Below are 24204 nucleotides of genomic sequence, written 5' to 3'. Positions count from 1 at the left end.
TTCGGGGTCAGCATCCGGCTTCTCGGAGGAGGTCTCGGAGGGTGGTGGGGAGGGGGGTGGTGGGCTTCCAGGGGAGGGTGGTCGTGGTGGTGGTCAGGTCGGCCTGCTGCCAGGGGACGGACGGGGAGCGGGGGGAGCCTTCGGAGGTCTCCGCCAGGGTGCGGCCGGGGAGCAGGGACAGGAGGGTGTGGAGCAGGGTGCGGGAGGAGGTGGGGCGGCCGCTGCCGACGTTGAGGACGCCGTGGGCGGTGGATTCCGCGGCGGCGAGGATCGCGTCGGCGACGTCGCGGACGTCCACGTAGTCGCGGGTGGTGTCGAGGGGGCCCGTGCGGATCTCGCGGGAGCCGGACGTCACCTGGGCGAGGGCGCTTCCCAGAAGGGAGGCGGGGGGCGCGCCGGGGCCTATGGGGTTGAAGACGCGCATGACCACGGCGTCCGGGAGGGTCAGGGCCAGGGCGGTGCCCGCCAGTTTCGTCACGCCGTAGATGCCGGCGGGCTGCGGGCACGTCGTCTCCGCGACGGGCACGCCCTCGGGCACCGGGCCGTACTCGGCGGCCGAACCCACGTGGACGAGGCGGCATCCCCGGTCGCGGACGGCCTCGACGAGGCGGGAGACCGCGGTGACGTTGCCCTCCACGAGTTCGGCGGGGGTGCCGTCGACGGAACCGCCGCAGTTCACCACCACGTCGGGCCGGACGAGGCGCAGCGCCTCCGCCGCCCCGGCCGGGTCCTCGGCCGGGTCGAGCCAGAGGTCCGCCGCGCCGGGCCGCCGCGACACCGCGACCACGTCATGACCGGCGGCCCTCGCCGCGACGTGGCGGCCGAGGAAACCCGTCGCGCCGAAGAGGAGCAGCCTCATCCCGCACCGCCCAGGAGCGCGGGCCACAGGGTGCCGAAATCCGCGTTCGCGCGGTCGTAGTCGTCCGGGCGGCCGATGTCGAGCCAGTAGCCGTCGAAGGAGTAGTCCAGCGGGCGGCGGCCTTCGGCCAGCAGGTCCAGCACCAGCTCGTCGAAGCCGAGCGGCAGTCCCGGCCGGTACCCCTCCAGGGCCGCCCGGTTGAAGCCGTAGACGCCCATGCTCACCCGGTAGTCGAAGGTCGGCTTCTCGGTGAACTCGGTGATCCGGCCGCCCACGGCGGTCAGCACCCCGAAGTCGACCTTCACCTGGCGGCGGTGGGTGGCGATGGTGAGCGGCGCGCCGGCCGCCCGGTGCGCCTCCAGCAGTCCGGCGAACGGCAGGTCGGTGAGCACGTCCCCGTTCATCACCAGGAAGTCCTCGGGCAGGTCCCGCAGCCCCAGCAGCGGCCCGACGGTGCCCAGCGGCGACTCCTCGTCGGCGTAGCGCACCCGGAGTCCCCAGCGCCCGCCGTCGCCGACGTAGGCGCGGATGAGGTGCCCCAGGTGTCCGATCGCCAGGGTGACGGAGCCGAACCCCTGGGAGGCGAGCTGGCGCAGCACGATCTCCAGGATCGAGTACCGGTCGCCGATCGGCACCAGGGGTTTGGGCAGGGTGCTGGTGTAGGGGCGGAGCCGGACGCCCTTGCCTCCGGCCAGGATCACCGCGTGCATCGGAACTCTCCTTGTCGGGATCAGACGGCGTAGACGCCGGGCCGGTAGCGGTCGAGGTTGCCTGCGAGCCAGTGGGCGGTCTCGGCGAGACCCTCCTCGAGGCTGTGTCGGGGCGCCCATCCGGTGGCCGTGCGCAGCCGTGAGCTGTCGCAGACGAGACGCATCACCTCGGACTTGTCGGGGCGCCTGCGGGCGTCGTCGGTGACGAACCGGGCGTCGGAGCGTCCCATCAGCACGGCGATCGTCCGGGCGAGGTCCCCCATGGACACCTCCTGGCCGGTCCCCGCGTTGAACAGCCGCCCTTCCAGCCCCGGGACGGTGGCCGCGGCGACGAACGCGGCGGCGGTGTCGCGGACGTAGGTGAAGTCGCGGGTCGGCGTCAGCGAACCCACTTTGATGTCGGAGGCGCCCGCCGCGAGCTGGGTGATGACCGTGGGGATGAACGCGCGTGCGGACTGGCGCGGCCCGAAGGTGTTGAACGGCCGGAGCGTGACGACCGGTGTCTCGAAGCTGGCGTAGTAGCTTTCCACGAGCTTGTCCGCCGCCGCTTTGGACGCCGCGTACGGGGACTGCGTCTGCAGCGGATGGGTTTCGCTGATCGGGACGCTTTGCGCCGTCCCGTACGTCTCGCTGGTGGAGGTGTGCACCATCCGCCTTACGCCGTGGGCGCGGACGGCTTCCAGCACGTTGAGCGTCCCGGTGACGTTCGTCTCCACGTACGAGCGGGGCGCGTGGTAGGAGTACGGGATCGCGATCAGCGCGGCCAGGTGGTAGACCGCCTCGGTGCCCTTCACCAGGGTGTCGACGCAGCCGGTGTCGCGCACGTCCCCCAGGTGGACCTCGACCTGTGCCAGGACGTCCGGTGGCAGCGTGTCGAGCCAGCCCCAGGACCCGAACGAGTTGTACTGGGCGAGCGCGCGCACCCGATGGCCCCGTGTGACGAGCAGTTCCACCAGGTGGGAGCCGATGAAACCGTCCGCTCCCGTGACGGCGACCAGATGGTCGGTCTCCTTCATGCCTTCTCCTTGTCAGCGTTGTCGGCGGTGTCGGCGGTGTCAGCGGTGTGCTGTGGCGCGTCCCAGGACGACCACGGCATAGGCGAGCAGGACGGTGAACAGGCCGGCGGCCCCGCCGAGCTGCACCGCCACGGGCGGAGGCGCGGCCAGCACCAGGGCGGCGGTCTCCAGGACGAGTGCGACGGCGCAGCAGACGAGGGAGGCCGTCGCCCGACCGCAGGACTGCAGCATCAACGCGACGAACAGCGCCCCTCCCAGCAGCAGGGAGCAGGCCGCCACCTGGAGGGTCCCCCGGGACGCTTCCGCGACCATGAACGCCAGCCCCAGCAGGACGGCCAGCACGGCGAGGAACCGCACGACCAGTTCGAGCAGCGTCACCCGGATGTGCCATCCGAATTCCTGCAGGCTGTGGCTCTCCTGCAGCAGGTCGTGGCCGCGTGCCCGGAAGCCGTAGAGCACCCATTCGGCCGGTCCCATCGCCAGCGACAACGCGACCATCGCGATGCTGGTGGTCGGCGGTGGCTCCCCGTATCCGGTGTACGCAGCGACGATCGTGAAGGTGAGCAGCCCGCCCGCGAGCAACCCGAACAGCGCGTACGGCACGGCTATGCGCAGGCTCGCCCAGGAGACTCCGGTACCTGTGCCGTCGCGTGTGCGCTCGTAGGCGAGCACCAGAACCCCCAGTCCGGTGACCGTCCATCCGGCGAGGACGAGCTGCCACGGCGGTCCTGCGAACGACACCGACAGGCCCGGCAGGAGGACCGCCAGCAGCCAGATCTCGCCTCCGGTCACCAGCGCGGCGGTCGCCGCCAGCAGGTAGAGGCTCTGCGCGCAGGCCACTGCCACCACGGCGGTGTCCGCTCCGAAAAGTGCCCCGAAGACCACGCAGATGACGGCCATCGCCGTGGTCCCGGCCAGGACGCCGTACCGGAGCACGCTCCGGGCCGCTCCGGGGTCGGGCCTGGAGGAGGCGAGAGCGGCCAGACCTTGGCCGAGTGGCCAGCACGCCACCAGCGCCAGGGTGAGCACGAGTCCTGCGGACGGTCTGCCGAGCAGCGGCCCGGCCGCCACGTAGCCCATCCCGGGCAGCCCGAACAGCAACCCGCGCAGCACATGGCGTCCCCCTCTCCGCCACGTGGGCTCGTCGGTGAGCCATGGGTTGGCCGCAGGACGGTCGAAGGCCGGTCTGCGCACCGTGCTCTCGTAAAGGCGCGCAGCCAGTGCGAAGACGTCCGGCTGTCCGTAGCGGTGCGCGGTTTTGTCGCCTATGCCTTTGGCTTCCAGCCCTGCGGCGACTTCCAGGGTGTCCACCGCTCCGGTGAGCAGGACCCTTATCTCGTCCGCGAGCTCCGCGAAGTCCTGTTCTTCTACCGGAAAGGGCTGTGTCAGCAGCTGGTTCACGACGTCACCGTCCGTGCCAGTTCACGGTAGATACCGCGGAAGGACGTCACTGCCTGGTCGACGGTGAAGAACTCCAGTGCCTTGCGACGGGCGGCCTCCCCCATGCGTCGGCGTAGCTCCGGATCGCGCAGCAGCCGCAAAGCGGCCCAGGCCATCGCCTGCGGATCGCGAGGCGGAACGACCAGCCCGCTCTCCCCTACCGACCGTTCCGGGACGGCTGCCACGGCTTCGCTGACGCCTCCCACATCGGTTGAGACAGTCGGCCGTCCGCACGTCATGGCTTCGATGAGTGTGTACGGGAAGCCTTCGGAGATGCTGGAGAGCATCACGACGCTCCCCGCCACGTACGCATCGCGGATATCCGGCACACGTCCTTCGAAAACAACGTGTTCCGCGATGTCCAGGTCGGCCGCGAGCCGTTCACAACGGGTCCGGTAATCCGCGTCTCCCCCGCCGAAGAGCCGCAGACGGACCTCTGGCAACTGCTCGTGGACGATCGCGAACGCCCGGATCAGTGTCTCCAGGTCCTTGATCGGGTCCACTCGTCCGGCCCAGCTCAGTGTGAGGCGGTCCGGCTCGTCTCCCGCAGGCGGGAAGGCGGCCGGGTCGACGCCGTTGTAGATCGTCCGGATGTCCTCCGGCCGTGCTCCGCACCGCGTCTCCCAGCGGTGGTTGTAGCGGTTTCCCGGCGTCACCAGGTCGGCCGCCTGGTATCCCGTCTGGCACAGAAGGCGAAAGAACCCGAGGATGAACGCCTTGACGGGCCACGGAAGGCCCTTGCCGTAGCCGAGGTACCGCTCACGCAGGTAGATCCCGTGTTCGGTGAGGCACAGCGGCGTCCCGTAGGTCCATTTGGCCACCAGTGCAGGGAGTACCGCCATCCCGTTGGAGACGGCGTGCGTCACGTCCCCCTTCACCGCCGGACGGCTCAGCGGACGCAGCGCGTGCTCCAGGAGCGAGATCGCCGTCAGCGCGTCGTACACGGTCGGTGCCACCCCTTCGGGCAGCGGTCGTTCGCTCCATGCTCCGAGCAGGCCGGCCACCGGTTCTTCCCCGTTGAGCGCGACCGGCAGCGACTCCCGTTGGGCGAACTCGTGGAGGGCTTCCAGCACGGCGGAGAACACCTGAGGCGGCCCGCCGTCCAGGATCAGGTCGAACAGTGCCCTGCAGAGCCAGGTGAACTCGTGGGCGTCCTTTCCGGCCGGGGCGCGACCGGTCGGAAGGGGTCCCCACAGCGGCACGGCTTCCACGGTGACGTGCGGAGGGGGCTCCCAGGCGAGTTGCTCGGCGCCGGTCGCGGTCAGCGCCACCACTCGGAACGCGTGCTCGGGCATGCCCCGGAGGAGCTGGTCGCACCAGACGCTCACTCCGCCATGGCCATGGGGGTAGGTGCCCTCGGTGACCAGAGTGATGTTCATACCGTCGTCGCACCGACCGTCAGGGTGATGACGCCGGTCTTGTAGTCCGACCTCTCGCCGCCGTACCTGACGCCGAACGTGTCGGTGCCGAGCGCCCCGCCCAGGAGCCCTCCGAGCAGTCCTCCGGAGCTGTCCTTGGTGCCTTCGGGCATCGTGATCGGCACGGGGGTGCTCCCACCGCCGGAGATGTGGACCTTTCCGTCCTGCCAGTAGGCGGTGACGTCGTTCTTCGCGTCGTTCCACGCCGCCTGGCGCTTGAGTTCGGCGCCGTTGTCACGCATCCGCTGGTTGATCAGCGGGCTGTTGTCGGCGAACACCGCGCGGTAGTCGCTCAGAATCCTGTCCAGCAGCGGGTAGAGGATCCGTCCTTCGGCGAGGTTCGACTGGTGCACGTAGTGCGGGCGGGGGTCGTTGCGCAGGATGTGCGAGAGGGTGATCCGCGCGTCCAGGGGAACGATGTGCCCGGCGTATCCGGTGGCCGGGTCGAGGGGTTCGATGCACGTGACGGTCTGCGGGTCGTCCTCGCAGATGCCGCTGCCGCCGTCGGCGCGGCTGTTGTAGATCCAGTTGTACTCGTCGACCATCTCGGCGGCGGTGCCGACGTTGAAGTAGTTGGCCATCGGGTATCGCGGGACGGTCAGCGCCTGGCCGACGGGACGCTGCTCGAAGTCGCGCGAGGCATCGGAGCCGAGCCATTTGACGCCGGTGTCGGCCACCGCCCCGCTGAGGTTGGGGTTGTCCTGCGGTTGTTGCGGCAGGAGCCGCAGGCCGGAGTGCTCACCCGTGACGACCTCGTCCCATTGGGAGGAGAAGCCCTTCCGCACCGCCCAGGCGCGGTTGTCGGCGAACTGCGAGCGAATGTAGGGGCGGGTCGCCCACACCGTCTCACCCTGCGCGTTCTTCTTGCAGACCCACGGACGCACCGTGAAGTCCTGTTCGCAGCCCAGGTACGTGTGGTCCAGGGTGTGATTGGAGAAGCGGAACCGACCCTTTTTCTGCTGGAAGGCCGCCAGGAGCGGGTCCGAGCCGTTCTGCTGGACGGCGTCGTTGCTGCCGCCTCCGTTGAAGTACATGTCGAGTTTGAAGTCGCGCTGGTCCTGCCAGTCGGCTGCCTGCGTCACGTCGGCGGGTGTCATCCGGATGGGTTGTGTCGTGGTCTCGGGGTCGGCGCAGTCCTCGCCGGGCGTGCAGTTCCCGGAGGTGCTCCAGCGGGAGTCGGCCGCGAACACGTCGTCCACGTGGACGCTGAGGTACTGCCGGTTCATGCCCAGCCGCACGCCTCTGGTCAGCCAGGTGAGGAGGCCATGGGCGAGGGTGCGGAACTGCGTCTGGTGGGCGTTGGTGCTGAACGTCAGCACCATCTCGCTGCGGCCGTCACGGGTGTGGACGCCCGCGAGCACGGCTCCGTCCTTGGTCAGGTAGGGCTCGAAGCCGGCGCCCTCGGTGCCGGGGAGCGGGGTGGCGAGGTAGCCGTAGGTCTCCGTGACGCCCGGCACGAGGTCTTCGAAGGGCACCGTGCCCTTGAGGTAGCGGAAGGCTCCGGCTCTCGCGGCGGGCGTCAGCTCCGCCGTGGCTCCGTCCATCGGGCCCGCGTGGGTGGGCGCGCCGAGTCCGGACGCGGCGCCCGGGTACACGTACGCGCTGAGCTGGCGGATGCCGAACCGCCGCTCGAAGGCGACGAGCGCGGCCATCTCCGCGTCGTTCTCGAAGGGGTCTCCGTTGGGCAGGATGACGGCCTGGTACCTGGCGCGGGGGGCTCCGGCCACCGTGTCCTGCAGGAAGCCGGCGTCGATGGCCGGCCGCGAGCCGTCGTTCAGGTCCACGACCCGGTGGGGCACCCCCTCGGACCGCAGCTGCTCGGTCATCGCCCGGACGGACGGGCCGCCGTCGCTGACGACGAGGACTCTGAGCTCGACGCGCGGGCCCGCCGCACGGGCGGCCTGCGGCTGGGCGACGAGGCCTGCCGTGAGCGCGAGCACCGACAGTGCCCTGAGGAGCGGACCGTTCACTGCGACTCTCCTGTGATCGAATGGTTGCCCTCTGTAGGGTCCGGCATCCACAAGGTCATGGAGAGGTAAACGGAGGCCCAAAAACAGGAATGGGCCGGTCCTAGGACTCCACCGTCAACTAAAAAGCCCCGATATCACACCATTTCGCAATAGCATGCTGCCGATTGTCGGCTTTGAGACGGCGGTAGATATGGTGAATATGGTTTTTGACCGTTTTCTCGGATATAAAGAGCCGAGCGGCGATGTTCCGGTTGTCCCTGCCCTGGGCGACGAGTTCCATGATCTCCGCCTCCCGGGGCGTGAGCCCGTGCTCCAGCGCCCGCAACCGCCCGGACCCCGCCCGCCCCGCCCCGGCCGGCGCGCGGGAGTGCAGCCACTCCACCAGCGCCGTCGCCACCGGAGGCGACAGGAAGGCCTGGCCGCGCGCGGCGGCGCGGACCGCCCCGGCCAGGTCCGCGGCGTCGAAGCAGCCGTGGCGCAGCAGCCCTCGGGCGCCCGCGGCCAGCGCCCCCACCAGCAGCGAGGGGCTCTCCAGCGAGGTCAGCGCCACCACCGCCCCCTGGCGGGCCAGCCGCTCGACCTCCCGGACGCCCGCCGCGCCGGCCAGCCCGTAGACCAGCACCTCGGCGTCCCCCGCCACCACGCGGACGTCCCCGGCCTCCCGCAGCAGCGCCGCCACGCCCAGCCGGAGCACCGGATCGCTCTCGATGATGCGCACTCTCGTCACGGTCGGCACCTTTCCCGCCGGGCCCCTACCCGGCCTGCTCCATCGTGCCGCAACCGTCTCCGATTTCCCCCTTAACCCAGTAAGTCAGCACAGATAACTCGAGAAAATGCCCTTTTTATCGGATTGGCCGTACTAAGCCTGGATGATCGACAGCCCCGCCTCCCGGAAGGGCGCGAGCCGCTCCTCGCCGGCGGCGGAATCGGTGACCAGGGTGGCGATCCGCGCGATCGGACAGATCCGGGCGAAGGCCCGGGTGCCGAGCTTGGAGGCGTCGGCGACCACGACGACGCGGGCGGAGCGCTCGGCCATCAGCCGGTTGACCGCGGCCTCCCCCTCGTGCCCGGCGGCGGCGCCGAAGGCCGCGTCCAGGGCGTCCACGCCCAGGATCGCCAGGTCCAGCCAGAGCTCCTGCAGGGTGGCGGCGGCCAGCGGCCCGATCAGCTCGTAGGAGTTGGGCCGGGCCACCCCGCCCGTCATGACGATCTTGATGGTGGGCCGGACGGTGAGCTCGGCGGCGATGTTCACCGCGTTCGTCACCACGGTCAGGTCCGGCCGCCCGGCCAGCTCCCGGGCCACCTCCGTGGTGGTGGTGCCGCCGTTCAGCCCGACGGACATGCCCGGCTCGGCCAGCGCGGCGGCGGCCGCGGCGATGCGCTGCTTCTCCTCGGCGGCGCGGGCCGCCTTGTAGCGCAGCGGCAGGTCGTAGGCGACCTCGGCGGAGACGGCGCCGCCCCGGGTGCGCTGGAGGAGCTGCTGGCGGGCCAGCTCGTCCAGGTCGCGGCGGATGGTGGCGGGCGAGACGTCCAGGGCGTGCGCCGCCTCGTCGACGTCGAGGCGGCCCCGGGCGGCCAGGAGTTCCAGCAGCCGGGTGCGGCGGTCGTGTGCGGAGGCCATGTTGCTCATTCTTGCAGTGAGTTGATGATTCTTGTACGTTTAGCGGGTAATTAGAGCAGGATTGAGCAAACGGGGGCTTCCTTGTCGTTCACCGCCGAAGAGATCGCCGCGCAGCCGCGGTGCTGGGAACGGGCCATCGCCCTCGCGGGGGAGGTCGAGGGTCTGCCCTCCACCGGTGAGCGGGTCGCGGTCGTCGGCTGCGGCACCTCCCTGTTCATCGCGCAGTCCTACGCCGCGCTCCGGGAGTCCGCCGGGCTCGGCGAGACGGACGCCTTCCCCGCCTCCGAGTTCCCCTACGCGCGCGAGTACGACCGCGTGGTGGCGATCTGCCGCTCCGGCACCACGACGGAGGTGCTGGAGCTGCTGCGGCGCACCGGCACGCCCAACGTCGCGGTCATCGGCGACCCCACGACCCCGATCGTGCGGATCGCCGACGCCGTCATCCCCCTGGAGTTCGCGGACGAGAAGTCGGTCGTCCAGACCCGCTTCGCCACCACCGCCTTCACCCTGCTCCGCGCCCACCTGGCGCTCTCCGAGCCGTCCCTGCTGCCGGAAGACCTCGTGGAGCAGGCCGAGGAGGCGGTGAACGCGCCGCTTCCCGAAGGGGCGGTCGAACGCACGCAGTTCACGTTCCTGGGCGCGGGATGGACGAACGGCCTCGCGCACGAGGCCGCGCTGAAGGTCCGTGAGGCGTCGGGGTCCTGGACGGAGTCCTACCCGGCCATGGAGTACCGGCACGGCCCCATCAGCGTGACGGACGAGCACAGCGTCACGTGGTTCTTCGGCGCTCCTCCGGAGGGCCTGGCGGAGGAGGTGAGGGCGACGGGAGCCGTCGTCTCCGCCTCCGGCCTGGACCCGGCGGCCGACCTCATCCGGGCGCAGCGGCTGGCCGTGGCGGTCGCCGAGCACAAGGGCCTCGACCCCGACGAACCCCGCAACCTCACCCGTTCGATCATCCTCACCTGAGCCATGACGACTTCTCTCACCTACACCAACGCCCGTCTGGTCACCCCGTCGGGGATCATCGAGAACGGCTGGCTGCGCGTCGCCGGCGGCCGCGTCGAGGCGCTGGGCGAAGGCCCCGCCGAAGGCCGCGACCTGGGCGGAGCCTGGGTGCTGCCCGGCTTCATCGACCTGCACGTCCACGGAGGCGGCGGCCACTCGGCCATGGCCTCGCGGGACGCGATCCGCGAGGCCGTCGCCTTCCACCGCGCCCACGGCACCACTTCGACGCTGGTCAGCCTGGTCACGGCCCCGCTGGAGCGGCTGGCGGAGGCCGCAGGCTGGATCGCCGACCTCACCGAGGAGGGCCTGATCCTCGGCGGTCACTTCGAGGGCCCCTTCCTCGCGCACTCCCGCTGCGGCGCGCAGGACCCGGCCGCGCTCCAGGCCCCCGACCGCCGGCGGCTCCGGCGGCTCCTGGACGCCGGACGCGGCACGATCCGCCAGGTGACCGTCGCCCCTGAACTGGTCAACGACAACGGCGACACCGGCATCGACCTCATCCGCGACCTGACGGCCGACGGCGTCATCGCCGCCATCGGCCACACGGACGCCACCTACGAGCAGACGCAGGCGGGCATCGAGGCGGGCGCGCGGCTCGTCACGCACGTCTTCAACGGCATGCGCGGCCTGCACCACCGCGAACCCGGCCCCCTCCTCGCGGCCTCCGAGCACCCCGAGGTCGTCCTGGAGGCCATCAACGACGGCGTGCACCTGAACGACGCGATCGTCCGGATGCTCGATCGCCTGGTCCCCGGCAGGCTCGCCCTCATCACCGACGCCATCGACGCCACCGGCATCGGCGACGGCGAGTACCTCCTGGGCGCGATGCGCGTACGTGTGGCGGACGGCCAGGCGCGCCTCGTCGAGAACGGCTCCCTGGCGGGCAGCACGCTGACCATGGACGCCGCTCTGCGCCGCGCCGTCAAGGAGGTCGGCCTGCCGATCGAGACGGCCTCCCGCTACGCCTCCGCCGTCCCCGCCCGGGTGCTCGGCCTCACCGACCGCGGCACACTCGTTCCGGGCGCGCGCGCCGACCTCGTCTTCCTCGACGACGACCTGCGGGTCATCGAGGTTCCGTGATCCTCACCGTCACCCTCAACCTCGCGCTGGACGTCACCTACGACGTCGAAACGCTCACCCGACACGCCACTCACCGGGTCCAGAGGGTGCGTCAACGCGCGGGAGGCAAGGGCGTCAACGTCGCACGTGTGCTCGCCTCCCTGGGTCAGGAGACGCTCGCCACGGGCCTGTGCGGCGGCCCCACGGGCGACTTCGTGCGCGGGGACCTCGACGAGGCGGGTGTCCCCCATGCCTTCCACACCATCTCCGGCGACACCCGCCGCGCCGTGACGGTCGTGGACGACGACGCGACCGTCTTCAACGAACCCGGTCCGCTCGTCTCCGCCGCCGAATGGTCGCTCTTTCAAGCCCACTTCGCTCGGCTCGTGAAGTCGGCGCACGTCGTCGTCCTCTCCGGCAGCCTCCCTCCGGGCCTGCCCGATGACGCGTACGCGACCCTCATACGGCTGGCGAAGGGCGCGAAAGTGCTCGTCGACACCAGCGGACCGGCCCTGAGCCACGCCGCGGCCGCCTCCCCCGATCTCATCAAGCCCAACGCGCTGGAGTTCGCCGAGGCCGGTCTCTCTCCTGCCGGGCCCCTCGTCGTCTCCCGAGGCGGGGAAGGGATGCTCGCCATGGCGGACGGGAGATGCTGGGAGGCGCGCCCCCCCGAAGTCCTCTCCGGCAACCCCACGGGCGCCGGGGACGCCGCGGCCGCCGCCCTGGCCGTGGCGCTGCGCGACGGCGCCCCGTGGGAAGAGGCGCTGCGCGATGCCGTTGCCCTGTCCGCGGCGGCCGTTCTCGCCCCCGTCGCGGGGGCCGTCGACCCCGCCGCCTACCGGCGGTTCCTGCCGAAAGTCAGCGTGAAGGAAGTGCCATGCCCCTGGTGAAGACCGCCGAGATCGTCTCCCCCGGCACCGGGATCGCCGCGTTCAACGTGATCACGCTGGAGCACGCCGAGGCGATCATCGCGGGCGCGGAGGAGACGGGCCGCCCCGTCATCTGCCAGATCAGCGAGAACGCCGTCCGGTTCCACCACGGCCGCCTGGCCCCCATCGCCGCCGCCACCCGCGCCCTCGCGGAGTCCTCCTCGGCCCGCGTCGCCCTGCACCTGGACCACGTGACGGACGAGGCGCTGCTCCGCCAGGCGGCCGACCACGGCTTCGGGTCGGTCATGTACGACGGCTCCCGCCACGACTACGCCGAGAACGTCAGGCGCACCGCCGAGGCCGCCGCCTGGGCGCGTTCCCAGGGGCTGTGGCTGGAGGCCGAGCTCGGCGAGATCGGCGGCAAGGACGGTGCGCACGCCCCCGGCGTCCGCACCGACCCGGGCGAGGCCGCCCGCTTCACCGCGGAGACCGCCGTGGACGCCCTGGCCGTGGCCGTGGGCAGCTCCCACGCCATGACCGAGCGCACCGCCGAGCTCGACCACGACCTCATCCGGCGGCTGCGCGACGCGCTGCCCGTCCCCCTCGTCCTGCACGGCTCCTCCGGCGTCCCGGACGGCGAGCTGCGCCGCGCGGTGGCCGCCGGCATGGTCAAGATCAACATCGGTACCGCGCTGAACAAGGCGTTCACCGGCGCGGTCGCCGAGCACCTGCCGTCCCGGGTCGACCCGCGCGCCTACCTGGCGCCCGCCCGCGACGCCATGGCCGCCACCGTCGCCCACCTGCTGCGGGTGGTGTCCGGCTGAGGCTCAGACCTCGCGGCCCTCGGCGACCAGCGTCAGCCACACCCGCAACGACATCTCGAACGCCATCCGGGCCTCGGGGTCGTAGAGCTGCTCGCCGAACAGCTCCTCCAGCTGGTGCAGCCGGTACCGGACGGTCTGCGGGTGCACGTGCAGCCGGTTGGCGACCTCGGTGGCGTTGAAGCCGCTCTGCAGGCAGGCCAGCAGGGTGCGCGCCAGCCGGTCGCGGTGCCGGGCGCGGATGCCCAGCAGCGGCGCCAGCCGCGTCCTGGCCACCGTCCAGACCAGCTCCTCGTCCTGGAAGACCACCAGGCTCGGCATGTGGTCCACGCAGCGGATCAGCCCGTCGTCGGGCACCACGCCCCGCTCCGCCAGCACCAGCACCTCCCTGGCCCAGCGCAGCGACCTGCCCAGCTCGCCCGCCTCGACCGTCGGGCCGATCGCGGCGCTCCAGTCCTGCAGCGCGCTCTCCAGCATCTGCCTGCGGCCCGGCCCGTCGGGGTCCGGCACGATCAGGCAGGGCTCGTGGCGGTTGAGGTCCATCAGGACGTCCGGGGGCAGCGCGGGCTGCAGGAACTCCCCGGCCTGCCGCTCGCGCAGCGCCACGGCCGCCACCGAGCGCGGGACGCGCCACTCGGCACTGCGCGCCGCCTCGGCGATCGCCGCGGGGGCGGCGGGCGGCTCGGCCAGCAGCAGGTCCAGCAGCCGGCGGCGGCGCCTGCTCTGCTCGCCGGCGACCTGCTCGCTGGCCGCGTGGTACCCGGCCGCCGCGGCGGCGGCCAGCTCGTCCAGGAAGAGCAGGATGGCCTCGGCCATCTCGCCCAGCGCCGAGCGCGGCAGGTCGTAGCGCTCGGACTCGGCGGTGATGCGGCGGAGCGCGACCCGCGCCCCCAGCCGCATCGCGATCTGCAGGTTGTCCAGGCCGCGGCCCTCGCGGGCCTCGCCCCAGCCGATGAACCGGTAGACCTCGGTGAGCTTGTCCAGCGACGCGTCGGGGTCGGCGACCAGCTCGACGAAGTGCTGGAGCGCCCCCTCGACCGCGGCGTTCAGGTTGTCGTTGTAGGCGGGGTCCAGCCGGGAGTACTCGGGGACCTTCGCCCGGATCTCGGTGATCATCTCGCCGGCGACGCTGGTGAGGAAGGACTCGAAGAAGCCCGCCCACTCACCGGGCAGCTGGGGGAAGGCCCGTGCCGAGGATCCGTCCAAGGCGATGGGCATGGCTGGCCTCCCTGGATCGGTGTGGTGCGGTGAACTCGCAAGTTACCGGCACGTTCACCAGGATGCAGCTAGTACGCCGACAAAAGCACCGGACCAGTTGTTACGGATGTGATAAGAAATCACCGCGGACCCACGAGAAGGCGCGACGCGGTACGCACCATGGCACGGACCTCGTCCCTCGGCAGGGCCAGCGACGTCAGGCTGATCAGAGCGGACAGCACCAGCTGCCCCACGACGGCCTCGATGTCCTCGAGGCCGACACCGGCCACCGAGCCGAGCGTCCCGTCGGGGTCGATGGCCCCGCTGAACCGGTCGCGGACGTAGCGGAACAGCTCGTTGCGCGCCTCGTCCACCCCGGCGTCCTGGGAGGTGGCCGCCTGGACGATGGCCGAGGTGAGCGGGAGGTCGGCGGCGGCCAGGTCGACCAGCGCCTCCAGCAGCACGCTCAGCCGCTCGGCCGGGTCCGCGCCCGGCACCGTCACGTCGGCGATCAGCTGCGCCCAATCGGCGGCGACCTCGGTGAGCAGGTGGTCCTTGGACGAGAAGTAGCGGTACACCGTCGCCCGCGCCACTCCCGCCCTGTCGGCGACGTCGTGCATGGTCACCGCGGAGTAGCCGCCCGCGCTCGCGAGGTCCCGGGCGGCCTGGACCAGCCGTGCCCGCCGCGCCTGCTGCTCCTTGCTCAGAGTGCGCGTGACGGTGATCCGTACGTCGCCGGTCAAGGGACACCTCCTGTGCTCACCGCAATCCTCCCCCATGCACGGGGGGAACAGGGCCAAAGGGAGGTCTCAAATGCACCACTCAGTAAGGAAATGACCATGATTGGCCGTTCCGTCCGGCGGGCCGCGCCGCAGGGCGCTCAGTTCACCAGGAACACCAGCAGCACCAGCGCGACCAGGGCGATCACCACCGACAGCACGGTGATCGCCTTCGTGCGGCCGCCCCCGGCCGCCGCCGCGCCGCCCTGGACCGGGCCGGGCCGCTGGTAGGAGGCCTGCCCGTAGTCGTACGGGTAGGGCGGCGGCTGCGCCTGCCGGTGCTGGTCCACGGCCGCCTGCCAGGCGCCCGGCTCCAGCAGCGTCCTGGCCTCCGGGTCCACCGTCGGCGGCGGCGGGGCGACCGGCGGCGTGGACGGTGTCGACGGCGTGAACGGCCTGGACGGCGTCGACGGTGTGGACGGCTGCCCCGCGGCCGGGCGCTGCCGCGGGATCTGCCGGGACATCTGGCCGAGCTGCCCCGGGTCCAGGACGGTCTCCAGGGGGTCCGCGCGCGGGTCCTCGCGCGGCCGGTCCAGCACCGTCTCGTCGAACTGGGTGGCCGCGGCCAGGACCGGGTTCGGCCGGGAGGACGCCACGTCCGCCAGCAGCGGCATCGCCTGCTCGCCCGTCATCCGGGTGGCGGGCTCACGCGACAGCAGCCCCTCCAGCACCCGGGTGAGCTGCCCGGCGTTGCGCGGCCGGGGCACCGGCTCCGACAGCGCGGCCGACAGCGCCGCCATCGCGTCCTGCCGCTCGTAGGGGGCGTACCCCTCGACCGCGGCGAAGAGCGTCGCGCCCAGCGACCACAGGTCCGAGGCGGCCGTCGCCTTCTCGCCCTGCACCCGCTCCGGCGGGATGTAGGCGGGCGAGCCCATGACCAGGCCGGTCTGGGTCAGGGTGACGTCGCCCTCCATCTGGGCGATGCCGAAGTCGGTGAGCACCACCCGGGCCGGCTGGTCGCCGGTGATGAGGATGTTGCTGGGCTTGACGTCGCGGTGCAGGATGCCCTGGGAGTGCGCGGCGCGCAGCGCGTCCAGCACCTGGCGCCCGATGTCGGCGGCGCGCCACGGCTGGATCGTCCGCTCGTCGTCGAGGATCTGCTGCATGGAGCGGGCCTTGACCAGCTCCATGACGATCCACGGCCGGCCCTCCTCCTCCACCACGTCGTGGACGGTCACCACGTTGGGGTGGTTGAGCCGGGCGGAGGCCCGCGCCTCGCGCAGGGTGCGCTCCTTGAGGACGTCCTTCTCGCGGCCGCTCAGGCCGGGCCCGAACGTCACTTCCTTGATCGCGACCTCGCGGCCGAGCATCGTGTCGTGGGCGCGCCACACCGCGCCCATCCCGCCCCGGCCGATCTCGGCGCTCAGCCGGTAGCGGCCACCGAGCAGACGCCCCGCCGACTCCTGTCCCATAATCCGGTTTCTCCCCTGAACTGTGGAGAACTCCTCGCGGTCACGGCCTCACCGGCCGCGACCCCGCTGGCCTTACATGGGACGCCTCAGCCTCCCCCAAAGTTCAACGGGACTTACCGTAGCAAGAAATCCCGGCCGTTCACGGCCGGGAGGAATTGCCCCCACGGGGCGGGGTCGAGCGCCGCGCATCGGTCAGCCAGGGCGTTCCTGCCATCCAAGACACAACGAACATGCAGGTCGTAGACGAAGCTTCGCCCCCTTTGCGCATGTCGAGATACAGGAAACAACTCTCAGTGCCGTAAAGGAAACGCTACGTTGTGCGCGTGAAGCTCGTGGTGCAGGTGAAACTACTCCCGGACGAGACCGCTCAGGCGGCTCTGCGGGAGACGCTGCACACCTGCAACCGGGCCGCCAACCACGCCTCCCGGCGTGCGTTCGACACCGACGTCAAGGGCGGACGGGCACTCCAGCAGCTGGTGTACGCAGAGGTGAAGGCGATGGGCCTGTCCGCCCAGCCCGCCCTGCACGCCGTGCGCAAGACCGCCGGTGCCTACGCCACCTTGAAAGCGAACCTGAAAGCCGGGAACCACGGGCGGGAACTGGTATCTGTACGCGGTCTGCGACGTCCCCGAGCCCGAGCCGGGTGACCCGGTCGGCTTCCTGGGTGTGGATCTGGGCATCGTGAACATCGCCACCACCAGCGACGGCGACCGGTATGCGGGCAAGCACCTCAACCAGGTCCGCCACCGCCATCGTCGGCTACGCGCCAAGTTGCAGAAGAAGGGCACCAAGTCCGCCAAACGGCTCCTGCGCAAGCTGTCGGGCCGGGAGGCGCGGTTCGCGGCCGACACCAATCATCGCATCGCCAAGCAGTTGGTGACCGAGGCTCAACGCACCTGCCGCGGTATCGCCCTGGAAGACCTGGGCGGCATCCGCGACAGGGTACGGCTCCGTAAGCCCCAGCGGGTCACGCTGCACTCCTGGTCGTTCGCGCAACTGGGCGCGTTCGTCTCCTACAAGGCGGCCCTGGCGGGAGTGGCGGTGGTGTTCGTGGATCCCCGCCACACCTCGCAGGAGTGCAGCCGCTGCCACCACATCAGCCGGAGCAACCGGCCTGACCAGTCCACCTTCCATTGCACGTCGTGCGGCTTCGCTGAGCACGCCGACGTGAACGCAGGCTGCAACCTCGCCAACGCGGTGAAGCGGCCTGGGCAGTGAGTCACGCTGCCGACGACGCGGCCTGAACCACACCCGCCAGATGTGGCGAAGAGCTGCAAGCTCGGCCCTACAGGGCCGAGAAGCTGACAGCATCTCACGGCTGGAACGAATCGAGAATATTGAGAGCGGTGTCCTTGCTCTCGGGCCACTCGTCCGCGGGGAAGGCCACGAGGACCGCCCAGGCCTTGCCCTCCACCTTCGCCCGCCGGTTGATGCCGTGCCGGAGCTCCTTGGTCGGGCTGTAGAACCGGTACTCCAGCTCAGCCCCCTCCTGTCCGGCGAGCCGGGCGCCCCGAAGCCCGATCTCCTTCTCGAAGGTGGGACCGTTCCGCAGACTCTTGAGCGATGCCTTGACGGTGCCGTGCTCGGCGCTCCAGTCCCTCCAGTCGACGTGGACGTAGGCGTCGGTGTCAGGGTCGTTCCAGATGATGTAGTCCTTGTCCGTCCGCTTCTCCCAGTTCCTGGGCACCTCGATGCTGAAGCCGTCCCCCGACTCCTTCTTGAACTCGCCGAAGATCATCGTGGGCTTCAGGACGAAGACCATCGCGACGATCGCCAGGATGCCCACCACCGAGCCGACCAGCGCGGAGAACCCCAGGCCCCGGCCGCCGGGCCGGGAGGGGCGGGCGGGGCGGCGGCCCCCGTCGATCTCCCGGATCCACTGCTCGTCGGAGGAGCGGGACGGCTGGTGCGAGGGTTGCGTGGGGGGCCGGTGGTACACGGGCTGCGGCTGCTCGCGGACCGGCTGGGGCGCCTGCTCGTAGGCGTAGGAGACCGGCTGCGGGGTGGGCTCGTACACCGCGGGCGCCGGTTCGTAGACGTGCTGCGGCTGCTCGTAGACCGGCGGCTGGGTCGGCTCGTAGGCGGGCTGCCGGGGCGGCGGCGCGTGCCGGACGGGCGGGAGGGCCGAGGCGGTGTGGAACGTCGGCGGGGCCGGCTCCTCCTGGCGGGACGGGCGGGCGGGCATGTGCCCCGGCCGGTACAGGGAGTCGAACCCCTCGCCCACCGGCGGGCGCTCCTCCACGAGGGCCGCCGTGGCCTGGAACTCGTGCCGCGACCGGTCGGGCGCGGTGGTGGTGAGCGGCGGGGCGGTGTCGACGCGGTGCAGCAGCTCGGCGGCGGCCGCCGCGTTGAGCCGGGTGTCGGGGTCCTTCTCCAGCAGGCCGTGGATCACCGGGACGAGCGGGCCGCCGCGCTGCATCGGCGGCACCGGCTCCATCATCACCGCCGCCAGCGTGGAGAGCACCTCGGGCCGCTCGAACGCCGCGAACCCCTCGACCGCGGTGAACAGCGTCGCGCCCAGCGCCCACAGGTCCGAGGGCGCGCCCGGCTTCAGGCCCTGCGCCCGCTCCGGCGACAGGTAGGAGGGCGAGCCCATGACGATGCCCGTCTGGGTGAGCGAGGCGTCGCCCTCCATCTGGGCGATGCCGAAGTCGGTGAGGATGGCGCGGTCCTGGCTGAGCATGACGTTCGCCGGCTTGACGTCGCGGTGCAGGATCCCTGCCGCGTGCGCGGCCCGCAGCGCCCCCAGCAGCTGCCGGCCGATCTCGGCGACCCTGGAGACCGGCAGCGGCCCCTCGGCGTCGACGACGTCCTGCAGGGTGCGCGCCTGCACGAACTCCATGACGATCCAGGGGACCCCGTCCTCCTCGACCACGTCGTGGACGGTGACGATGCCCGGGTGGGTCAGCCGCGCCGCGGCGCGCGCCTCGCGCAGCATGCGCTCGTGCATCACCGCGCGGGCCCCGTCGTCCAGTCCCGGAGGGGTGATGACCTCCTTGACCGCGACGGACCTGCTCAGCACCTCGTCCACGGCGTGCCAGACGGTCCCCATCCCGCCCCGCCCGAGCATTCTGTCCAGCCGGTAGCGGCCTCCCAGCAGCCGCTCCTCCCCCTGTGTCATGCGCGGACCCTATCGAGAGTTCTTCACGGAACCATAAAGATGATCAGCTTCCGCCCCGGAAACTCCCGTACGACGGCTGCAGCCGCGTCCAGGTCTCGGTCCACACGCTCTCCGGCGCCATGAGGAAGAGCGCGTAGCCCTTGCCCCCCATCACGAAGCCGCGGTTCAGGGCGTGCATCCTGCCGCCGCTGTTGCCTGCGAAGGTGAACTCCCAGTCCGCGGACTTCGACCCGTCCTCGGTGTCGGGCACCGGGGGGTGGTTCCCGGTCTTCTCGACGCGGAGCTCCTCGTAGCCGTTGAAGCCGGATGACCGCGACATCTGCTTCCAGTCCTCCAGCGCGCTCTCGCCGGGGCTGGCGGTCTGCCCGATCTGCAGGGTGATGCCGTTGGGCGCGCGGAAGTAGTGGTTCTCCGGATCGCTGCGCTCGGGTTCCGCGGGGAAGTCGTTCGGGATGAACAGCGAGTAGCCGCTCGGATCCGTGTACGCGCGGAATCCCTCCGGCGGCCCGGAGGGCGTCGTGCTCGGGGTCGAGGAGGTCGGCTGCGCGGGCGTGGAGGCCCCCTGGGACGTGCTCTGGCTCGTCGGCACGGGATCGGGTGTCTTCTTCTCCTCGGCCCCGCCGTCGCCGCTCTGCATCCAGATCAGGCCGCCGACGACCAGCGCGGTCACCAGCGTGATCGCGGCGACGACCAGCGCGGTGGCCCGCCCGCCCCGGTCGCCGTTCCCTCCCGCCTGCGTGGGCTGGGCGTCGAACAGGTCGAGCCCGCCGTCCCCGCTCTCCGGACGCGCGACCTGGCCGGTCTGCGGCAGTTCGGAGGCCTCCTCGACCCGGGACTCGGGCAGCGTGCGGGTGCTGGAGTCCGGCAGGGTGACGGTGCCGTTCTGCGCGATCTCGTCCAGCATCCGGCCCGCCTCCATGGCGGTCAGCCGGGTCTCGGGGTTCTTGTCGAGCAGGCCCTGGATGACGGGCCACAGCGGCCCGGCCTTCTCCGAGTGCGGCACCTGGTCGGTGATGATGGCGATCAGCGAGGCCATCGGCTCGGGCCGGTCGTAGGGCGAGCGGCCCTCGACCATCGCGTACAGGGTGATGCCCAGCGACCACAGGTCGGAGGCGGGCCCGGCGACCTTGCCCCGCGCCCGCTCGGGCGCGATGTAGGCGGGCGAGCCCATGACGAGGCCCGTGGCGGTCAGCGTGGCGTCGCCGGTGGCGGTGGCGATGCCGAAGTCGGTGAGGACGGCCCTGTCGCCGGGGGCGAGCAGCACGTTGGACGGCTTGACGTCGCGGTGCAGCACGCCTGCCTCGTGCGCGGCGTGCAGCGCGCTGAGCATCTGCCCGCCGATGGCCGCCGCGCGCTGGAACGGCAGCGCCCCGTCCTTCTTGATGACCTGGTCGAGGGAGCGCGACTTGATGAGCTCCATGACGATCCACGGCCGGTCGTCCTCTTCGACCACGTCGTAGACGGTGACGACGCCGGGGTGCGCCAGCCGCGCGGCCGTGCGCGCCTCCCGGAACGTGCGGCGGTGCTGCAGGTCGCGCTCCTCGTCGCTGAGCCCGTAGGGGAGGATGACCTCCTTGACGGCGACGTCCCGTCCCAGCACCTCGTCGAAGGCCTGCCAGACCGTTCCCATCCCGCCCCTGCCGACCTGTGTGTGAAGCCGGTATCGACGTGCCAGCAACCGGTCACTCGAGGTCTCGTTCGGCATAGAAGCGACCATATCCAGGTTCGAAGGTGCATAACGTCAGCGCCGCGACAGCGGCCCCGCTTGAAGCCTTAGACGTCCTGCTTACCCGGGAAGTTCGCCGGTGAACGTGAACTCCCGCACTGGTCGGACGACCGCGGCGAAGCGAGGGCCGGCCGGCCGGCCTTGGAGGGCCCGGGGGCCGCCCCCTAGACCATATCGGTGCGCCGCGCGGCCCGGGGGCCCAAGTAACCCGTGAGTCAGTTAGTGGGTAGAGTGCGCGGCGAACCACGTTCTGGAGGCTGACATGCGGACTGGGCTGGCAGGGAAGACCGCGCTGATCACGGGCGCGTCGCGGGGGATCGGCGAGGCGATCGCCTTCGCGCTGGCGGCGGAGGGTGCCAACGTGGTGCTCTCCTCGCGCAGGCAGGAGGCGCTGGACGAGGTGGCGGCGCGGATCCGGGCCGAGCACCCCGGGGCGGGCGTGCTGGCCAAGGCCGCGCACGTCGGGGACGAGGAGCAGGCACGGGCCTGCGTCGACGCGGCGGTCGCCGAGTTCGGGCGGGTCGACGTGCTGGTCAACAACGCGGGGACCAGCCCGCACTACGGGCCGATGGTGGACATCAGCGCCTCCCTCGCCGCCAAGACCGTCGAGGTCAACCAGTTCGCCGTCGTGTTGTGGACGCAGCTGGTCTGGAACGCCTCGATGCGCGAGCACGGCGGGTCGATCGTCAACATCGCCAGCGTGGGCGGCCTGGTGACCGAGCACGGCATCGGGTACTACAACGCCACCAAGGCCGCGGTCATCCACCTGTCGCGGCAGTTCGCGATGGAGCTGTCGCCCGGGGTGCGGGTCAACGCGATCGCGCCCGGCCTGGTCAAGACGCACCTCGCCCGCGCGCTGTGGGAGGAGAACGAGGAGGCCATCAGCAAGGCCCTCCCGCTGGGCCGCCTCGGCGTGCCCGAGGACATCGCCAACGCCGCGGTCTTCCTCGCCGGCGACGCCTCCTCCTGGATGACGGGGCAGACCATGGTCGTCGACGGCGGTTCCATCATCCGCCCGTCCATCGCCTGACACCGACGTACGAGAGCCTGAGGAGACCACGTGAACTGGGGACTGACCGTTCCACTGCCCGGGATCAAGCTGGGCGCGCACAAGGAGCTCGTCCGGGAGCTGCCCGCCCTGGGCTACACCGACGTCTGGTCGGCCGAGACCAACGGCAACGACGGGTTCACCCCGCTGGCGCTCGCCTCGCAGTGGGCGCCGGAGCTGCGGCTGGGACCGGCGATCGTGCCCGTCTACACGCGCGGCCCCGCGCTGCTGGCCCAGCAGGCCGCGACCCTGGCCGACCTGGCGCCCGGCAGGTTCGTGCTCGGGATCGGCACCTCCAGCGACACCATCGTGGAGCGCTGGAACGGCATCCCCTTCACCGAGCCCTTCGCGAAGGTCCGCGACACGCTGCGCTTCCTGCGCAAGGCGCTGGCCGGGGAGAAGGTCACCGACGAGGCGCTGGGCGTGAAGGGCTTCCGGTTGGAGTCCGCCCCCGAGGTCCCGCCGCAGATCGCGCTGGCCGCCCTGCGCCCCGGCATGCTGCGCCTGGCGGCCCGCGAGGCGGACGCGGCCATCACCAACTGGCTGTCCCCACAGGACGTCCGGACGGTCCGCGGGGCGTTCCACCCGGACAAGGAGCTGCTCGCCCGCCTCTTCGTCGTCCCGACCGAGGACGCCGACGAGGCCCGCAAGCTCGGCCGGTGGCTGATCACCTCCTACCTGAACGTCCCCGTCTACCAGAAGTTCCACGAGTGGCTGGGCCGCGGCGAGGCCCTGCGCCCCATGAACGAGGCGTGGGCGTCCGGCGACCGCCAGGGCGCGCTGAAGGCCATCCCCGATGAGGTCGTCGACGACCTCATCGTCCACGGCTCACCCGCCGAGTGCCGCGAGCGCATCCGGGAGTACGTCGCGAACGGCCTGACCACCCCGATCCTGATGCTCCTGCCCAACAGCCAGATCAACGGCGCCGAAGCGGTCCGCGCCCTGGCCCCCACGGCCTGACGCGTCTCCTGGAGGCCGCCCCGCCCGCTCGGGCGAGGTGGCCTTCGCCGTTCTTCCTCGGTGTCACAGTTCTTCCAGCACGGTGGCGAGCAGCGAGGTGGCGGTGTTGGTGTGGGGGAAGACGTCGTCCGGGGGGACCAGTTCGTAGTTGATGAACAGCTGGCCGATCCGCGCCATCACGACCGTGAACTTCAGACCGGAGAGCACCTCGTAGTAGCGCATGTTCTCCATGGGCCTGCCGAGCAGTTCCTCGTACCGCGCGATGGTGTGCTCCCTGCCCGGGAAGCCTTCCAGCGGGGGGAGGCCGACGGCCGTGTAGTGGTGCCGGTCGAGGTAGAGGTACCAGGCGAGGTCCTCCTCCGGCTGGCCGAGGGTGACCATCTCCCAGTCGAGGATCGCGCTGACCTCGCCGTCCACGAACAGGAGGTTGCCGATCCGGGAGTCCCCCCACAGCAGTGACGGCGGGCGGCTCTCTTCGGGGCGGTTGGCGCGCAGCCACTCCAGCGCCCGCTCGGCGAGCGGCACCTTCCCGTCGTAGGACCAGTGCAGGTAGTGCTCGTAGTAGTTGAGCCGCTGCTCCAGGCCGGTCGGGCCGTACGCGGTCTGGTCCACGTACTCCAGGCCCTCGACGGGCTGGGCGTGCACGGAGGCCATCGCGTGCAGCCCGTTGTCCCACAGCGCGGCCCGCTCCCGCGGGGAGACCTCGGTGACCCATCCCTCCTGGTGGTAGGGCGGCATGTCGGAGGGGGCCCGTCCGGGGCAGGCGGCCATCACGAAGAACGGCGCGCCCAGCAGCGACGGGTCAGGCTCGTACCAGAACACCTCCGGGACGGGCACCCCCCGCCGGCGCAGTTCGCGCAGCACGCGGTACTGCTCCTCGAAGCGCGGCTCGGGGAAGATCTGGTGCCCCGTCGGCGCCACCTTGGCGACGTAGTCCGCGCCGCCCGCGCGGAAGATCAGTGTCTCCGCGGAGAAACCGCTGGAGGCGGGGGTCTCCAGATGCTCCACGACGGCTCCCGGGGAACGCCCGCCGAGCCAGCGGTCGAGGACTTCCCGGGTGAGCGCGGGGTCGCGCTGGTCGGGTACCGGCACACCGCCCTCCTCTCTTACCAAGCGCTAGGTAGGTTCTGCGACCGTAATCCCCGGGGCCGAGGATGGAAAGGGTCTCCCTAA

Annotated in this window: 22 protein-coding genes; 8 read left to right on the top strand and 14 right to left on the bottom strand. The window is 71.3% G+C overall.

What is annotated here, in order from left to right; all coding sequences use genetic code 11:
* Positions 1-7: 7 nt before the first annotated feature.
* The 8 genes from C2865_RS07855 to C2865_RS07820 form a co-directional block, all read right to left on the bottom strand.
* Entirely contained in the window at positions 8-859 is an 852-nt protein-coding gene (locus C2865_RS07855; protein WP_106397697.1) for an NAD-dependent epimerase/dehydratase family protein, read from the bottom strand.
* Positions 856-1569, bottom strand: a complete 714-nt coding sequence (locus tag C2865_RS07850) for a nucleotidyltransferase family protein (RefSeq protein WP_106397696.1) — start codon at positions 1567-1569, stop codon at positions 856-858. The genes C2865_RS07855 and C2865_RS07850 overlap by 4 nt, the downstream gene beginning before the upstream one ends.
* 20 nt (positions 1570-1589) lie before the next feature.
* On the bottom strand, positions 1590-2585 hold the full coding sequence (locus tag C2865_RS07845) for a GDP-mannose 4,6-dehydratase (RefSeq protein WP_106397695.1): 996 nt from the start codon (positions 2583-2585) through the stop codon (positions 1590-1592).
* A 39-nt stretch (positions 2586-2624) separates the two neighbouring features.
* On the bottom strand, positions 2625-3986 hold the full coding sequence (locus tag C2865_RS07840; RefSeq protein ID WP_106397694.1) for a hypothetical protein: 1362 nt from the start codon (positions 3984-3986) through the stop codon (positions 2625-2627).
* Positions 3983-5404 carry a GT4 family glycosyltransferase PelF gene (gene pelF / locus C2865_RS07835; protein ID WP_106397693.1) on the bottom strand — a complete coding sequence of 474 codons (1422 nt, stop codon included), beginning with the start codon at positions 5402-5404 and terminating at the stop codon, positions 3983-3985. Before pelF ends, C2865_RS07840 begins: the two co-directional genes overlap by 4 nt.
* Positions 5401-7413, bottom strand: coding sequence for a hypothetical protein (locus C2865_RS07830; RefSeq protein WP_106397692.1), 2013 nt, complete (start codon positions 7411-7413; stop codon positions 5401-5403). Before C2865_RS07830 ends, pelF begins: the two co-directional genes overlap by 4 nt.
* A 118-nt stretch (positions 7414-7531) precedes the next feature.
* Positions 7532-8140, bottom strand: coding sequence for a response regulator transcription factor (locus C2865_RS07825; protein WP_157963612.1), 609 nt, complete (start codon positions 8138-8140; stop codon positions 7532-7534).
* 132 nt (positions 8141-8272) lie between these two features.
* Entirely contained in the window at positions 8273-9034 is a 762-nt protein-coding gene (locus C2865_RS07820; protein ID WP_106397690.1) for a DeoR/GlpR family DNA-binding transcription regulator, read from the bottom strand.
* A gap of 81 nt (positions 9035-9115) precedes the next feature.
* Between C2865_RS07820 and C2865_RS07815 the strand changes: the two genes are divergently transcribed.
* The 4 genes from C2865_RS07815 to C2865_RS07800 are packed head-to-tail and all read left to right on the top strand — an operon-like array spanning position 9116 to position 12791.
* On the top strand, positions 9116-10000 hold the full coding sequence (locus tag C2865_RS07815) for an SIS domain-containing protein (RefSeq protein ID WP_106397689.1): 885 nt from the start codon (positions 9116-9118) through the stop codon (positions 9998-10000).
* A 3-nt stretch (positions 10001-10003) separates the two neighbouring features.
* Positions 10004-11119, top strand: a complete 1116-nt coding sequence (nagA, locus tag C2865_RS07810; protein WP_106397688.1) for an N-acetylglucosamine-6-phosphate deacetylase — start codon at positions 10004-10006, stop codon at positions 11117-11119.
* On the top strand, positions 11116-11988 hold the full coding sequence (locus tag C2865_RS07805) for a 1-phosphofructokinase family hexose kinase (RefSeq protein ID WP_106397687.1): 873 nt from the start codon (positions 11116-11118) through the stop codon (positions 11986-11988). The genes nagA and C2865_RS07805 overlap by 4 nt, the downstream gene beginning before the upstream one ends.
* Positions 11976-12791 carry a class II fructose-bisphosphate aldolase gene (locus tag C2865_RS07800; protein WP_106397686.1) on the top strand — a complete coding sequence of 272 codons (816 nt, stop codon included), beginning with the start codon at positions 11976-11978 and terminating at the stop codon, positions 12789-12791. Before C2865_RS07805 ends, C2865_RS07800 begins: the two co-directional genes overlap by 13 nt.
* A gap of 3 nt (positions 12792-12794) precedes the next feature.
* Here the strand turns inward: C2865_RS07800 and C2865_RS07795 are convergent, their stop codons facing one another.
* The 3 genes from C2865_RS07795 to C2865_RS07785 all read right to left on the bottom strand — a co-directional run bounded on the left by C2865_RS07795 (position 12795) and on the right by C2865_RS07785 (position 16176).
* Positions 12795-14006, bottom strand: coding sequence for a PucR family transcriptional regulator (locus C2865_RS07795; RefSeq protein ID WP_232835451.1), 1212 nt, complete (start codon positions 14004-14006; stop codon positions 12795-12797).
* A gap of 119 nt (positions 14007-14125) precedes the next feature.
* Positions 14126-14728 (bottom strand): TetR/AcrR family transcriptional regulator, encoded by a 603-nt coding sequence (locus tag C2865_RS07790; RefSeq protein WP_232835450.1) that lies wholly within the window; start codon positions 14726-14728, stop codon positions 14126-14128.
* Between the two features lie 137 nt (positions 14729-14865).
* Entirely contained in the window at positions 14866-16176 is a 1311-nt protein-coding gene (locus tag C2865_RS07785) for a serine/threonine-protein kinase (protein WP_106397685.1), read from the bottom strand.
* Positions 16177-16499: 323 nt separating this feature from the next.
* On the opposite strand from C2865_RS07785, the gene C2865_RS40600 reads away from it, so the two are divergent.
* Positions 16500-16823, top strand: coding sequence for a hypothetical protein (locus C2865_RS40600; RefSeq protein ID WP_232835449.1), 324 nt, complete (start codon positions 16500-16502; stop codon positions 16821-16823).
* Positions 16783-17394 carry an RNA-guided endonuclease InsQ/TnpB family protein gene (locus C2865_RS07780; protein WP_232835563.1) on the top strand — a complete coding sequence of 204 codons (612 nt, stop codon included), beginning with the start codon at positions 16783-16785 and terminating at the stop codon, positions 17392-17394. The genes C2865_RS40600 and C2865_RS07780 overlap by 41 nt, the downstream gene beginning before the upstream one ends.
* Before the next feature lie 94 nt (positions 17395-17488).
* Here the strand turns inward: C2865_RS07780 and C2865_RS07775 are convergent, their stop codons facing one another.
* Together C2865_RS07775 and C2865_RS07770 are read right to left on the bottom strand one after the other, a co-directional pair.
* The gene (locus tag C2865_RS07775) at positions 17489-19297 is read right to left on the bottom strand and encodes a serine/threonine-protein kinase (RefSeq protein ID WP_106397684.1); all 1809 of its coding nucleotides are present in this window, start codon (positions 19295-19297) and stop codon (positions 17489-17491) included.
* 43 nt (positions 19298-19340) lie between these two features.
* A complete protein-coding gene (locus C2865_RS07770; RefSeq protein ID WP_269802700.1) occupies positions 19341-21002 on the bottom strand; it encodes a serine/threonine-protein kinase in 1662 nt (553 codons plus the stop codon).
* A 283-nt stretch (positions 21003-21285) separates the two neighbouring features.
* On the opposite strand from C2865_RS07770, the gene C2865_RS07765 reads away from it, so the two are divergent.
* Complete coding sequence (locus C2865_RS07765) at positions 21286-22053, top strand: SDR family oxidoreductase (protein WP_106397682.1); 768 nt, start codon at positions 21286-21288, stop codon at positions 22051-22053.
* Between the two features lie 30 nt (positions 22054-22083).
* Positions 22084-23031, top strand: a complete 948-nt coding sequence (locus C2865_RS07760; protein ID WP_106397681.1) for an LLM class F420-dependent oxidoreductase — start codon at positions 22084-22086, stop codon at positions 23029-23031.
* A 63-nt stretch (positions 23032-23094) separates the two neighbouring features.
* Here the strand turns inward: C2865_RS07760 and C2865_RS07755 are convergent, their stop codons facing one another.
* Complete coding sequence (locus C2865_RS07755; RefSeq protein ID WP_157963611.1) at positions 23095-24123, bottom strand: phosphotransferase family protein; 1029 nt, start codon at positions 24121-24123, stop codon at positions 23095-23097.
* Positions 24124-24204 lie beyond the last annotated feature (81 nt).

The organism is Actinocorallia populi (assembly GCF_002995495.1).
Lineage (GTDB): Bacteria > Actinomycetota > Actinomycetes > Streptosporangiales > Streptosporangiaceae > Actinocorallia > Actinocorallia populi.
Note: the sequence above shows the minus strand (reverse complement) of the source record. Positions and strands in the feature narration are given on the sequence as shown.